We start from the raw sequence: 13,947 nt of genomic DNA on the forward strand, positions 1-13,947 counted from the left end.
GGGTGCCCTCGGGCCCGCCAGGCGGGCGCCCCGCCGGCGCGACCGGCGTCGATCGCCGTCGCGAGCCCGGGCCGGGGTGTTCCGGCGCGGGTACGGTGGGTGCATGGCGCAGTTCGTGGACTGGGATCTGGCCGCCGCGACCGCGGGGGCCCTGGGCAAGTCGGGCCCTCGGGTGTCGTACGCGGAGGCCACCGACGTGGTCGCCGACCTGCGGGGGCTCACCGAGGAGGCGGCCGGGCACGTCGCCGACTACACCGGCCTGCGCCCACAGGTGTCCCACCCGCCGGTGCGGGTGGTCGACCGGCGGGACTGGGCGGCGACCAATATCGCCGGGCTGCGCGAGGTGATCAGCCCCCTGGTCAGCCGGCTCTCCGGCGACAAGCAACCCGGCCCGCTGACCGAGGCGATCGGCTCCCGGCTGACCGGCGTGCAGGCCGGCACCGTGCTGGCCTACCTCTCGGGCCGGGTGCTCGGTCAGTACGAGGTCTTCTCCGCCGACCCGGGGCAGCTGCTGCTGGTCGCGCCGAACATCGTCGAGGTGGAGCGCAAGCTCGGCGCCGACCCGCGCGACTTCCGGCTCTGGGTCTGCCTGCACGAGGTGACCCACCGCACCCAGTTCACCGCCGTGCCGTGGATGCGCGGCTACTTCCTGGGCGAGGTGCAGGCGTTCGTCGACGCCTCGTCCGGCGGCGGCGAGCACCTGCTGGAGCGGCTGCGCCGGGGCGTGGCCACGCTCTCGGAGGCGATCCGCGACCCGGAGAGCCGCACCAGCGTGCTGGACCTCGTCCAGACGCCCGCCCAGCGGGCCGTGCTGGACCGGCTCACCGCGCTGATGACCCTGCTCGAAGGGCACGCCGAGTTCGTGATGGACGGGGTGGGGCCGCAGGTGATCCCGAGCGTCGAGCGGATCCGGGCGGCGTTCAACCGGCGCCGCGAGTCCGGCAACCCGCTGGAGAAGGCGATCCGCCGGCTGCTCGGCGTCGACGTGAAGATGCGCCAGTACGCCGAGGGTCGCAAGTTCGTGCACGGCGTGGTGGAGCGGGTCGGGATGGCCGGCTTCAACAAGGTCTTCGACTCGCCGCTCACCCTGCCCCGGCTGGAGGAGCTCGGCGACCCGGACGCCTGGGTGGCCCGGGTGCACGGGCCGGTGGGCCCGGTGCCGGTCGTCGGCTGACCGTCGGGCCGTGGCCGCGCTCGCCCCGCCGGTCGCCGCGCTCCGGGTCGCGGTGCGTCGCGCGCTGGTCGGCCTGCCGCCCGGGCCGGTGCTGGTCGCCTGCTCCGGCGGTGCCGACTCGCTCGCGCTGGCCGCGGCCACCGTCTTCGTGGCGCCCCGGCTGGGCCGGCCGGCCGGTCTGGTGACCGTCGACCACGGCCTGCAGGACGGCTCCGCGCAGCGGGCCGCGGGGGTGGCGGCCTGGGCGCGGGACGTCGGATTCGCCCCGGTGGAGGCGGTCCGGGTCGAGGTGGCCGGCCGTCCCGGCGGGCCGGAGGCGGCCGCCCGGGAGGCCCGCTACCAGGCGTTGGCCGAGGTGGCCCGGCGGCACCGGGCGGCGGCGGTGCTGACCGGGCACACCCGGGACGACCAGGCCGAGACGGTGCTGCTAGCGCTCGCCCGGGGCGCCGGGCCGCGCGGGCTGGCCGGGATGCCGGCCCGCCGGGACCTGGCCGGGGTGCCGCTGCTGCGCCCGCTGCTGGAGGTGAGCCGGGAGCAGACCCGCAAGGCGTGCGCGGTGCTCGGGTTGACCCCGTGGGAGGACCCGCACAACGCCGACCCCTCGTACGCCCGGGCCCGGGTCCGCGCCGACGTGCTGCCGGCGCTGGTGCGGGCGCTCGGGCCGGGGGTGCTGGAGAACCTGGCCCGGACCGCCCGGCTGGTGGCGGCGGACAATGCCGCGCTCGACGACCTGGCCGCCACCGCGCTCGACGCGGTCCGCCACCCCGACGGCGGGCTGTCGGTCGCGGCGCTGGCCGACCTGGCGCCCGCGGTGCGCGGCCGGGTGCTGCACGCCTGGGCCCGCGAACTGGGCGCCCCGCCGGCCGCGCTGTCGCACCGGCACGTGACCGCCCTCGACACGCTGGTCACCGGCTGGCGCGGGCAGGGCGCCGCGCACCTGCCCGGCGGCCTGCGGGTGATCCGCCGCGACGGCCGGCTGGCCCGGATCGGCGGAGCCTGAGGACGGCTGCGCCACGGTGACCGCCGCGAGGCGAGCGCCGCGCCGGCTCGGTGTGCGGTCCGGGGCCCGGTCCGCCGGACCGGCGGCGACCGAGGGCGCCGGCCCGCCGACCCCACGGCCACCGGCGGCGGCGTCGGATCGACGATCAGCGAGGGCGCGGGCACTGCCGCATCGACGACCACCGCGGGCGCGGGACGCCCCCGCATCGACGATCACCGGGTGCGCGGGCCGCGCCGGGAGGCGGTAGACATGGCGCATGGCGTACCCCCGATATCCCCTCTACGCCCCGCACGGCGCGGTGGCGACCAGCCACCCGCTGGCCGCGGCGGCCGGCCTGGCCGTGCTGCGGCGCGGGGGCACCGCGGTCGACGCGGCGCTGGCCACCGCGATCACCCTGACCGTGGTGCAGCCCCCGTCCAACGACATCGGCGGTGACCTGTTCGCCCTGGTCTGGGACGGGGAGCGGCTGCACGGGCTGAACGCCTCCGGCCGGTCGCCCGCGGCGCTGACCCTGGCGGCGGTGCGGGCCGCGACCGGCGGCCGGGGCGCGGCGCCGGTGGCCGCGCTCGGCGGCGCCCAGCAGGCCGGACCGGCCCTGCCCGCCCGGGGCTGGCTGCCGGTGACCGTCCCCGGCGTGCCGGCCGGCTGGCGGGACCTGCACGACCGGTTCGGCCGGCTGCCCTTCGCCGACCTCTTCACCGACGCCGTCGGGTACGCCGAGCACGGCCACCCGGTCTCCGCCGGGGTGGCCGCGGCCTGGGCCCGCGGGGTGGCCGCGCACGCCGAGCTGACCGGGCCCGAGTACGCCGAGTTCGACCGGGTGTTCGCGCCCGGTGGCCGGGCGCCGCGGCCGGGGGAGCGGTGGCGCAACCCGGACGCGGCGCGGACCCTGCGCCGGATCGCCGAGACCGGAGCCGAGGACTTCTACCGGGGCGCGACGGCCGACGCGCTGGCCCGGCACGCTGCCCGGACCGGTGGCCTGCTCACCGGCGACGACCTGGCCGGGCACACCTCCAGCTGGGTGGACCCGGTGCCGGTGCGCTACCGGGGTCACCAGGTGTGGGAGTTGCCGCCGAACGGGCAGGGCCTGGCCGCGCTGCTCGCGCTCGGCCTGCTGGACGGGCTGGACTTGGCCGGCGTGCCGCTGGCGGAACGCGTGCACCGGCAGATCGAGGCGGTGAAGCTCGGTTTCGCCGACGCGCACGCGCACGTCGCCGACCCGGACCGGGTGCCGGTACCGACCGAGGCGCTGCTCTCGCCCGGCTACCTGGCCGCCCGCCGAGCCCTGATCACCGACCGCGCCGGCGACCCGGTGGCCGGCGAACCGGAGCGCGGCGGCACCGTCTACCTCTGCACGGCCGACGCCAACGGGATGATGGTGAGCCTCATCCAGTCGACCTACCTGGCGTTCGGCTCGCACGTGGTGCTGCCCGGGCACGGCTTCGCGTTGCAGAACCGGGGCCTCGGCTTCCGCCTGGACCCGGCGCACCCGAACGTGGTGGGCCCGGGCAAGCGGCCGTACCACACGATCATCCCGGGCTTCCTGACCCGCGACGGCGAGCCGGTCGGGCCGTTCGGCGTGATGGGCGGGCACATGCAGCCGCAGGGGCACGTCCAGCTCGTCTCGGCCACCCTCGACGCCGGGCTCGACCCGCAGGCGGCGCTGGACGCGCCGCGCTGGTACTGGCACGCCGGCCGGTCGCTGCTGGTCGAGCCGGAGCTGGTCGGCACGGCGCAGGGGCGGGCGGTGGTGGACGAGCTGCGGGCCCGCGGCCACGAGATCACCGTCGCGGCGGAGCCGGCCGTCTTCGGGTACGGGCAGGCGATCTGGCGGACCGCCGACGGCGGCTACGTGGCCGGGTCGGAGTCCCGGGTCGACGGCGGGATGGGCGGCTTCTGACCGCGCTCAGCCGGCGTGGGCGCGATCCCGGAAGGTGGTCCGGTAGCTGTGCGGGGTGGCGCCCACCCGGCGGGCGAAGTGGTGCCGGAGGGTGGCGGAGTCGCCGAACCCGGACCGGTCGGCGACGTCCTCCACGCTCAGCCGGGTCTCCTCCAGCAGGCGACGGGCCAGCAGCACCCGCTGGTTGGTCAGCCAGTCGTGCGGGGTGGTGCCGGTCTCGGCGCGGAACCGGCGGGCGAAGGTACGTGGGGCCATGCCGGCCCGGGCGGCGATCTCGTCGACCGTCACCGGCCGGTCCAGGTGCCCCATCAGCCACTCCAGCACCGGCTCCAGGGTGGGTGCCTCGGGCGCCTTGGGGATCGGGGCCTCGACGTACTGCGACTGGCCGCCGTCGCGGTGCGGCGGGACGACCATCCGGCGGGCCAGCCGGGTGGCCATGGCCGAGCCGTGCTCCTGGCGTACCAGGTGCAGGCAGGCGTCGATGCCGGCCGCGGTGCCGGCGCTGGTGAGCAGCGGGCCGTCCTGCACGTAGAGCGAGTTGCAGTGGACCCGGGCGGCCGGGTGGCGGCGCTGCAGCTCGTCGACGTACTTCCAGTGGGTGGTGCAGTCGCGGCCGTCGAGCAGGCCGGCCTCGCCGAGCAGGAACGCCCCCGAGCAGACGCTGAGCAGGTAGGCGCCCCGGTCGGCGGCCCGGCGCAGCGCGTCGAGCACCGCCGGCGGCACGTTCGTGCCGTGCCGGTGGGCGGGTACGGCGACCAGGTCGGCCTCGTCGACCGGGCCCAGGTCGGCGTGCGGCACCAGCTGGAACCCGGAGGCGGTGGAGATCGTCGCGCCGTCCGGGCTGCACACCTGGAAGCGGTAATCGGGGAAGCCGTCGGCGGTGCGGTCGGTGCCGAAGACCTCGGCCAGGACGCCCAACTCGAACGCGGCGACCCCGTCGAGGGCGAGGACGGCGACGGTACGCAGCATGTGACGAGGGTAACCCCGGAGGTGGCAGAAAATCGAGCCTGGGTGGCATTCCTGCCACTGTCCGGCCCGGACGGACGGGCGGAGACTGGGTGCAGTCCGGTGCGCACCGGCGGCGAAACCGACAGCAACCGTGTGAAAGCGAGCGCCGCCATGGAGTTCCTGTTCTTCCTCCTCTTCCTCGTCCTCCTCGCCGTGGCCTCGGCGACCGGCCTGACCGCCGACACCCGGGACTCGGCCGACTGGAAGCCCACCGACGGGGGCCGCCGCTGGCGGTCCGGTACCTGCTGAGGTGATTGGTCAACTTTGCGGGAAAAATCCTGGGCGGGACCGCGCCAAAAGGGGCGGCCCCGCCGACGGGGGCCGTCCGGCGTACGGCAGGCTAGGGGTCATGGCTGACGGCTCCTGGTACGACGCCGACATCGACCACGTGATCATCTCCGAGGCGCAGATCCGCGAGAAGACCGCGGAACTGGCCAAGCAGGTTTCGGCGGACTACGCCCACGTCGAGGACGGACTCCTGCTCGTCTGCGTGCTCAAGGGCGCGGTCATGTTCATGGCCGACTTCGCCCGGGCGCTGGGCCGGCAGGGGCCCCCCGCCGAACTCGACTTCATGGCCATCTCCTCCTACGGCCAGGGCACCACCTCCTCCGGGGTGGTCCGCATCCTCAAGGACCTGGACCGGGACATCGCCGGCCGGCACGTGGTCGTGGTAGAGGACATCGTCGACTCCGGGCTCACCCTCTCCTGGCTGCTGCGCTACCTGGAGTCGCGCTCCGCGGCCAGCGTCGAGGTGGTCGCCCTGTTCCGTAAGCCGGACGCGGTCAAGGTGCCGGTCCCGGTGAAGTACGTCGGCTTCGACATCCCGACCGAGTTCGTCGTCGGCTACGGCCTCGACTTCGCCGAGCGCTACCGCGAGCTGCCCTACGTCGGCGTGCTCAAGCCGGAGGTCTACGCCCGCTCCTGAGCGCGGCTCGTATCGGCGCGCGTCGAGCGGACGTTCAGCGGACTCCCAGCCGATGCGACTACCGTGGATGCCGGTGGCGCGGAGGCAGCTCCGCTCCCGGCCCCTCGACCGCGTGACCGGGCGATCGGGGTGGCCGGGTCGGACTCCCCGCCACGCCGGCCATCGTCCGGGCCCCGGTGGGCGTGGGACACGGGCTGGCGAGCCGCGCCGTGGGCGCTTCGTCGATCTCGATGAGGCGCGACTGCGGGGCTCGCAAGCTCACTTCTCGCGCGCACGGTGTACCGTCGAATGACCGCGGCGCGGCAGATTAGCGCCTCGGGGTCGCGGCCGGCCCGCACGGCGGCCCGGCGCCGCCCCAGGCGGCGACACCATTCAGACGGTCAGGACGTCGATCAGGAGGATGCGGGCGTCTCGGCGCTCGACAACAGCATGGAACGTACGCGTTTCTTCCGCCGACCGGTGGTCTGGATCATCCTGGTCATCCTCGGCGCCGTTGTGCTCAGCCAACTCTTCACGGCTGGTCCCAGCTACCACCGGGTGGACACCTCGGTGGCGCTCGACCAGCTCCACACCGCCAAGATCGACAAGGCGGTCTTCCAGGACAAGGAGCAGACGCTCCAGCTCGAACTGGCCGAGAAGGCCAAGTTCGGCGACACCACCACCGACCGGATCGAGGCCCAGTTCCCGTACGAGGTCGGCGACCAGGTCTGGAACGAGGTTCTGGACGCCAAGGCGAACAACCGGATCACCGGCCCGGCCGACACCAAGGTCTCGTCGGACAGCATCTGGGTCAGCCTGCTGGTCAACCTCCTGCCCATCGCGCTGCTCGTGCTCCTGCTGCTGTTCTTCATGTCGCAGATGCAGGGCGGCGGCTCCCGGGTGCTCAACTTCGGCAAGTCCAAGGCCAAGATGATCACCAAGGACACGCCGAAGACCACCTTCGCCGACGTGGCGGGCGCCGAGGAGGCCGTCGAGGAGCTGCACGAGATCAAGGACTTCCTGCAGAACCCGGCCAAGTACCAGGCACTCGGCGCGAAGATCCCGAAGGGCGTGCTGCTCTTCGGCCCGCCCGGCACCGGTAAGACGCTGCTGGCCCGCGCCGTGGCCGGCGAGGCGGGGGTGCCGTTCTACTCGATCTCCGGTTCCGACTTCGTGGAGATGTTCGTCGGTGTCGGCGCCAGCCGGGTCCGCGACCTCTTCGAGCAGGCCAAGGCGAACGCCCCGGCGATCGTCTTCGTCGACGAGATCGACGCCGTCGGCCGGCACCGCGGCGCCGGCATGGGCGGCGGCCACGACGAGCGCGAGCAGACCCTCAACCAGCTCCTCGTCGAGATGGACGGCTTCGACACCAAGGGCGGCGTCATCCTGATCGCCGCCACCAACCGGCCGGACATCCTCGATCCGGCGCTGCTGCGCCCGGGCCGGTTCGACCGGCAGATCCCGGTAGACGCCCCCGACATGGAGGGCCGCAAGGCCATCCTGCGGGTGCACGCCAAGGGCAAGCCGTTCACCCCGGACGTCGACCTGGACTCGGTGGCGCGGCGGACCCCGGGCTTCAGCGGCGCCGACCTGGCCAACGTGATCAACGAGGCCGCGCTGCTCACCGCCCGCAAGGACCAGCGGGCGATCACCAACGACTCCCTGGAGGAGTCGATCGACCGGGTGATCGCCGGTCCGCAGCGGCGGACCCGGGTGATGAGCGACCAGGAGAAGAAGATCACCGCGTACCACGAGGGTGGGCACGCGCTGGTCGCCTGGGCGCTGCCGCACGCCGCGCCGGTGCACAAGGTGACGATCCTGTCCCGCGGTCGCTCGCTGGGCCACACCCTGGTGCTGCCCACCGAGGACAAGTACACCCAGACCCGCGCGGAGATGGTCGACACGCTGGCCTACGCGCTCGGCGGCCGGGCCGCCGAGGAGCTGGTCTTCCACGAGCCGACCACCGGCGCCGGCAACGACATCGAGAAGGCCACCCAGCTGGCCCGCGCGATGATCACCCAGTACGGCATGAGCTCCAAGCTCGGTGCGATCAAGTACGGCACCAGCGGCGACGAGCCGTTCCTCGGCCGCAACATGGGCCACGAGCGGGACTACTCCGACGCCGTCGCCGCCGAGATCGACGCCGAGATGCGGGCGCTGATCGAACTCGCCCACGACGAGGCGTGGGAGATCCTGGTGGAGTACCGGGACGTGCTGGACAACATCGTCCTGGAGCTGATGGAGAAGGAGACCCTCTCCACCGCCGACATGGCCCGGATCTGCGCCCGGGTGGCCAAGCGGCCGCCGATGGCGCCGTACAACGGCTTCGGCAAGCGCCAGCCCTCCACCGAGCCGCCGGTGCTCACCCCGGCGGAGAAGGAGGCGCTCAAGGTGCAGGCCCAAGCCGACGGCGCCGAGGCGACGGTCGGCGGCACCTCGAACAACTCGGACGGTACGCACTGAGCACCGACCCTGCGGCCAGCCCCCACGACCGGGGGCTGGCCGCGTCCGCAACCGAGCCCGACGGGGACGACGCCCTCGACTACGTCGCCGCCCGGCTGATCAGTGGCAAGCTCACCGGCCGGCCGGTCGAGGACACCATGGACCTCGGCCGGATCGAGAAGGCGGTCCGGGAGATCCTGATCGCGGTCGGGGAGGACCCGGACCGCGACGGTCTCCAGCAGACCCCGGCCCGGGTCGCCCGCGCGTACGCGGAACTCTTCGCCGGCCTCCGGGTCGACCCGGCCCAGGTGCTCAGCACCACCTTCGAGGCCAACCACGAGGAGCTGGTGCTGGTCCGGGACATCGACGTGATGAGCCTCTGCGAGCACCACCTGCTGCCGTTCAGGGGCAGCGCGCACATCGGCTACATCCCCGGGCCGGACGGCCGGATCACCGGCCTGTCCAAGCTGGCCCGGCTGGTCGAGGTCTTCGCCCGCCGGCCCCAGGTGCAGGAGCGGCTCACCTCGCAGATCGCCGACCTGCTGATGAGCAAGCTGGAACCGCGCGGCGTGGTGGTGGTGCTCGAGTGCGAGCACATGTGCATGGCGATGCGCGGCATCCAGAAGTCCGGCGCCCAGACCATCACCTCGGCGGTGCGCGGCACCCTGCAGAACGACGCGAAGTCCCGCGCCGAGGCGATGGCCCTGATCATCCCCCGCTGACCCGAGCCGACCCGGCCGGCCGACCCCGCGTCCCGCGGGCGGCCGGCCGAGTGCTGTCCGGTGGCCTCGCGACCGCCAATCGGCGGCTGGACCGCCGATTGGCGGCTGGGCCGCCGGCCGGCGCGGCGGGCCAGCCGGTCAGCCGGCGAGGATCGCGAGCAGCAGCCCGGCGGTGACCAGCACCGCCGGGACCAGGCAGACCAGTGCGCCCAGCCGGGTCGTCCGGTCCGCCCGCGCGCCCGGCCGGGCCGGGAAGAGTCGCGCGGTGCCGATCCAGCCGGCCGCGAACGCCACGGCCGGCATCGGCAGCCCGCAGATCAACGCCGCGACGCTCGCCGCGCCGGGCCCGGTCGCCAGGTAGACCGCCACCTGGATCACCGGCACCAGCAGCGCCAGCGGCGCGTACACCAGCAGGTTGCGCAGCGGCGCCGGCCAGCCCGCCGGGCTGACCCGGCCCCGTGCGGCCAGCGCCAGGTCCGCGGCCTCCGCGCGGTCGTGCGCGGCCCGCAGCCCGGCCAGCACCGCCGCCGGACCGCCCGCCATCGACCGGGCCGCCTCGGTCAGCTCCGGCGGCGTGGGCACCAGCGAGATCGGCGGTACGCCCAGCTCCCGCAGCCGCGCCTCCTGGGACGCCAACCGGGTGCGTACCGCGGTCAGCTCCTCGCGCGCGGCCTGCACCGACCGGGCCTGCTCGCCCGCGGCGGTGACCGCGTCCCGCCGTACCCCGTCCAGTTGCCGGGCCGCCGCCAGGTACTCCGTCCAGGCGGTCGACACCGGGTCGCCGCCGGCCGGCTGCGCCGGCACCCGTCCGCCGTCGCGCTGCCCCGGAACGGCGGTCGCCGCCCGGCCACCCGCCCCGCCGTCGCTCACGGCCGGCCACCCGGGTTTCGCTCGCTCGGCTCGCTCATCCCACTCCCTCCGAGGCGAACGGGATCAGCACCGTGCCCCGCTCGCCCGGCCCGTCCCAGAGCACCGCCCGGCCCGGCCGGGGCCGCCAGTCGACCGGGCGGCCGAAGACCGGCGCCAGTTGGCTGCCCGGCACGTCCACCACGGCGACCGCGGCGAGCTTGTCCACCTCGCCGTCCGCGGGTTCCAGCAGCGCCGCGAACGGCGGTACGGCGCGCCACCAGCCGAGCACGTGCAGGCCCGCCGGCGGCCCCTCCCGCAGCAGCGTCCGCAGCCGGTCGGCGGGGAGCCGCTGCCCGGCATCCACCCCGAAGGCCACCAGGTAGGCCGGCTCGCCGGCGTCCGCGACGGCGAGCAGACCGGGCAGGCCGACCCGCTCGACCGGATGCCGGGCGGCCAGCTCGGCGGCGAGCGCGTCGATGGCCGGGGTCGCGTCGTCCGCCGCCAGCACGAACCGCGCGGCACCCGGCGGGTGGTGCGCGGCGGTGCTGCGGGCCGCGGTGGCCAGCAGCGCGGCGGCCTCCGGCCCCGGCCCGAGAACCGCCAGGTTGCGGCCCGCGGCCGGCCCGAGCGGCACCGCCACTGTGGTACGGGCGACCTCCACCGCCCGGCCGAGCAGGGCCGCGGGGCCGTGCGCCCGCCCGGCCAGCGCCGCCCGGTGCCGGGGATCGTTGCGCAACCGGGGGCGGGCGTAGCCGGCGAAGACCACCGGCGGCCCCGACCCATCGGGTCGGGCGGACCAGAGCCGGTGGCGCAGCCGCTCCACGGTCTCCGGGTCGTCCTGCGGGTCGGGGAAGCGGACCATCCGCTCGTGCCCGCGGATCGCGCCCCGGGGCCCGCCCAGCCCGCCGGCGGTGTTCACCACGGCGCTGCCGACCGGCAGCCCCGCCGCCGAGTCGTTGGTCGGTTCCAGCACCGCGCCACCGCCGGGCAACGCCACCCGCACCGGGAACTGCCCGAGCATCGAGTCGCGGTGCCCGCCGTCGGTACGCGAGCCCAGCCCCAGGTCGCCCTCGCCGGCGAGGACCAGGTGGATGCCGTACGACCGGCCGCCCCGGGCCAGCGCCTCCAGCCGGGCGGCGGCGTCCACCGCCAACCGGTCCCGCTCGGCGAAGAGCAGCGGGAGATTGTCCAGCACACAGACGATCCGGGGCAGCGGCTGGTGCTGCCGCAGTTCGGCGTAGCGCTGGCCGCCGGCGCGGCTCCCCGCCTCCTCGCGGCGGTGCAGTTCCGCGGTCAACCCGTCGAGCAGGTCCAGCACGTACTCCCGGTCGGCGGCCAGCGCGGCGGCACGGACCTGCGGAATCCAGGACCGGTCCCGCTCGGTCTGCAGGAACTCCACGAAGGACTCGCCGTCGCCGAGATCCACCAGGTACAGCGTCAGCTCCTCCGGGCCGTACCGGGCGGCCAGACCGAGCAGCGCCGTGGTGAGGAAGGTGGAGCGGCCCGTCCCGGACCGGCCGCTGACCAGCCAGTGCGGGGTCAGCTCGGTGAAGCCGAGGGAGACCGGACGGCCGCCCGCGTCGCCCACCGTGGTGCCGAGCCCGTCGGCCGACCCGGCCGTCCACGGCTCGGCGTCGTCGGCGGGTAGCAGGTCGGCCAGGGCCAGCCGGGAACCCGCCTCCACCTGCTCGGCCAGCCGCCGGCAGACCGCGTCGACCAGATCGGCCGGCGGATCCGTCTCGACGAAGACCGGCGAGTTCAACCCGCCCGGCGGCTCCGCGCCGGGACCGGCGAACGAGGTTCCCGGCGGATCGCCGAGCAGCGCGTACGCGGTGCGCATCGCCAGCGGGGTGGCCAGCGGCAGCGCGTCCCGGCCGGGCCGGGGCCAGCCGGCGACCAGCAGGTGCAGCCCGGCCGACGGGCCCTGCTCGGCCAGCGTCGCGATCCGGGCCAGGTCGGTCGCGCCGGTCGACTCCGGCAGCGCGGCGAGCACCAGCAGCAGCGTGCGGTCGTGCCGGCGGCGACCGCTCGCGCCCGGGGCCACCCACTGCTCCGCCTCGTTCAGCACCGCCCGCAACCCGGCCACGTCCGACACCGGCGGTGGCAGCAGGCCGGCGTCGGCGAGCGGCGCGAAGGACGCCAGCGTGCCACCGGCCGCGTCCACCGCGCGGACCAGCAGCGCGCCAGCCGGGGTCGCCGCCAGCAGCCGCAGCAGCACGGCCCGGAGCAGCCCGGCCACCCGGGGCTCGTGCGCGTCGACGTCCACGCTGAGGTGACCGGTGCCGAGCAGCGGCACCAGCGCGGGGAAACGGGCGTCGTCCAGGGGCGCCGCGGTGCCGACCCGGACGAACGGCGGCGGGCCCTCGCCGGCCGGCGCGGTCGGGGTGAGCGTCTCCAGTGGAGCGCCGGCCCAGCCGGGGGCCAGCAGCGCCGCCGCGTTCCGCAGCCGCTCGGCCAGCTCGTACTGGCGGCGCTGGTCGGCGGGGGCGGGCCGGGTCTCGTCGAGGGCGGCCGCGGCGGCGGTCGCGGTGGCGGCGGCCCGCCGGTGCAGGGCGGCGGCGCGGTTGGTACGTGCCTTCGGACCGGCCACCCGTCCACCCCCTCTGCCCGAGGCTGGCAACCCCGCCAGTGACGGTATCCCAGGTGGAGCCGCTCCTTGCGGATGCGCGGCGGCGCTGCGCCGGTGTTGTCGTGGATCTCACCGGTGGGGAGGGGTCCGTCACGATCCGCTGGATCTGGGGCATTGGGTCCGGAGCGCCCAGCCGCTAGCCTCAGGGAGTGGAATCAGTGCAGCCCCCCGCCGGTTCCCAGGTCTCCCGCGTACCGGCGCAGCGGACGCCCCCCGACCAGCTGACGCCGCCCCCGGTCCCCCCGGCGCCGGAGCGTCCGCGGCGGCGGCTGCGCACGGTGCTCACCGTGGTCGGCGGGGTGCTCGCGGTGCTCTGCGTCGCCGGGGTGGTGGCGGGGATCGTGCTGTACAACCGGGCGGCCACCCCGGACCGGAGCGCACCGGACGTGGTGGTGGCCAGCTACGTCCAGGCCTACCTGGTGGACCGGAACGATGTCCGCGCTGGCCTATTCACGTGTAACAGCAGCAACCTCAGCGCCCTCCGCGCTTTGCGCGACGACCTGGTAGCGCGCGAGAAGCGGTTCAGCATCCCCATCTCGGTCAGCTGGGGCAGCCTGCGGGTGCAGGAGCAGGGTAAAAGCGCAGACGTGCAGGTCGAGCTGATCATCTCAGCACGAGTTGACGGGGTCACTCAGAGCGAGCGGCAAGCTTGGCGGTTCGTTACTCGCCTCGACCAGCACTGGCGGGTCTGCGAAGGTATTCGTACCGGCTGACCTGTCACTCGATCCACAGTAGGTGGACCGGAACCTCCAGCGTGGTCGGTGCCTGGCCGCGCCAGGCCCAGCGGTACCAGTCCACCTCCGAGGTCACCCGGACGCAGATGTCGCCGTCGGCGCCGGAGTAGGTCTCGGTGACCGCTCGCAGGTCGCGGTGCTCCACGCCACCGACCACGTGCACGACCCGCCGGCCGCTGACCGAGTCCGCCTCGACGACCGGAGTTGGCGGGCGGTGCGTCGGGGTATCCAGGGAGACGAGCCGGATGCCGCCCTCGTGCTGCCCGGCCGACGGCCGGGGGCCCAGGGTCTCCACCCAGACCCGCTCCACCGGCATCAGCGGGGCGAAGACCTCCACCTGGTCGGCCTCCGCGCGGTACCACTCGTGCTCCGGGATGACCGGGACGTACGTCCGGCTGCCCTGCACCACGCGCTCGTCGGCGCGCAGGTCGGCGCGCCAACCCAGGCCCGGCAGACCGACCAGCACGCGCCGGCCGCGCAGCTCGACCCGGCCGGTGGCCGGCACGATCTCGACCGGCCGCGGCGGTGCCGGCGCCCAGTCCGGCTGGTCCGCGAACGGGTCGGGCAGCGGGTCCTTCATGACAC

At 75.2% G+C, this 13,947-nt stretch carries 12 protein-coding genes; 8 read left to right on the top strand and 4 right to left on the bottom strand.

What is annotated here, in order from left to right; all coding sequences use genetic code 11:
• Positions 1 to 103 precede the first annotated feature (103 nt).
• From SM577_RS03580 to SM577_RS03590, 3 genes are all read left to right on the top strand, one after another.
• On the top strand, positions 104 to 1,174 hold the full coding sequence (locus tag SM577_RS03580; RefSeq protein WP_474586286.1) for a zinc-dependent metalloprotease: 1,071 nt from the start codon (positions 104 to 106) through the stop codon (positions 1,172 to 1,174).
• A gap of 10 nt (positions 1,175 to 1,184) precedes the next feature.
• Complete coding sequence (tilS, locus tag SM577_RS03585; protein WP_302920617.1) at positions 1,185 to 2,174, top strand: tRNA lysidine(34) synthetase TilS; 990 nt, start codon at positions 1,185 to 1,187, stop codon at positions 2,172 to 2,174.
• 256 nt (positions 2,175 to 2,430) lie between these two features.
• The gene (locus SM577_RS03590; RefSeq protein WP_474586287.1) at positions 2,431 to 4,074 is read left to right on the top strand and encodes a gamma-glutamyltransferase family protein; all 1,644 of its coding nucleotides are present in this window, start codon (positions 2,431 to 2,433) and stop codon (positions 4,072 to 4,074) included.
• Between the two features lie 6 nt (positions 4,075 to 4,080).
• On the opposite strand, the gene SM577_RS03595 is transcribed toward SM577_RS03590, so the two are convergent.
• On the bottom strand, positions 4,081 to 5,043 hold the full coding sequence (locus SM577_RS03595) for a GlxA family transcriptional regulator (protein WP_302920619.1): 963 nt from the start codon (positions 5,041 to 5,043) through the stop codon (positions 4,081 to 4,083).
• Positions 5,044 to 5,193: 150 nt separating this feature from the next.
• Between SM577_RS03595 and SM577_RS03600 the strand changes: the two genes are divergently transcribed.
• From SM577_RS03600 to folE, 4 genes are all read left to right on the top strand, one after another.
• A complete protein-coding gene (locus SM577_RS03600) occupies positions 5,194 to 5,331 on the top strand; it encodes a hypothetical protein (protein WP_474586288.1) in 138 nt (45 codons plus the stop codon).
• 100 nt (positions 5,332 to 5,431) lie between these two features.
• Positions 5,432 to 6,007, top strand: coding sequence for a hypoxanthine phosphoribosyltransferase (gene hpt, locus SM577_RS03605; protein WP_088996427.1), 576 nt, complete (start codon positions 5,432 to 5,434; stop codon positions 6,005 to 6,007).
• Positions 6,008 to 6,436: 429 nt separating this feature from the next.
• Complete coding sequence (gene ftsH / locus SM577_RS03610; protein ID WP_302920621.1) at positions 6,437 to 8,449, top strand: ATP-dependent zinc metalloprotease FtsH; 2,013 nt, start codon at positions 6,437 to 6,439, stop codon at positions 8,447 to 8,449.
• Between the two features lie 35 nt (positions 8,450 to 8,484).
• A complete protein-coding gene (gene folE / locus SM577_RS03615; protein WP_302921010.1) occupies positions 8,485 to 9,150 on the top strand; it encodes a GTP cyclohydrolase I FolE in 666 nt (221 codons plus the stop codon).
• Positions 9,151 to 9,288: 138 nt separating this feature from the next.
• Here folE and SM577_RS03620 read toward each other — a convergent pair whose 3' ends face one another.
• Positions 9,289 to 10,020, bottom strand: a complete 732-nt coding sequence (locus tag SM577_RS03620) for a hypothetical protein (protein WP_474586289.1) — start codon at positions 10,018 to 10,020, stop codon at positions 9,289 to 9,291.
• Between the two features lie 34 nt (positions 10,021 to 10,054).
• Positions 10,055 to 12,589 (bottom strand): FtsK/SpoIIIE domain-containing protein, encoded by a 2,535-nt coding sequence (locus tag SM577_RS03625; RefSeq protein WP_474586290.1) that lies wholly within the window; start codon positions 12,587 to 12,589, stop codon positions 10,055 to 10,057.
• A gap of 197 nt (positions 12,590 to 12,786) precedes the next feature.
• Between SM577_RS03625 and SM577_RS03630 the strand changes: the two genes are divergently transcribed.
• On the top strand, positions 12,787 to 13,341 hold the full coding sequence (locus SM577_RS03630) for a hypothetical protein (RefSeq protein ID WP_474586445.1): 555 nt from the start codon (positions 12,787 to 12,789) through the stop codon (positions 13,339 to 13,341).
• A gap of 4 nt (positions 13,342 to 13,345) precedes the next feature.
• On the opposite strand, the gene SM577_RS03635 is transcribed toward SM577_RS03630, so the two are convergent.
• Entirely contained in the window at positions 13,346 to 13,942 is a 597-nt protein-coding gene (locus SM577_RS03635) for a hypothetical protein (RefSeq protein ID WP_302920624.1), read from the bottom strand.
• Between the last annotated feature and the right edge of the window lie 5 nt (positions 13,943 to 13,947).

It is taken from the genome of Micromonospora desertarenae, from assembly GCF_056150265.1.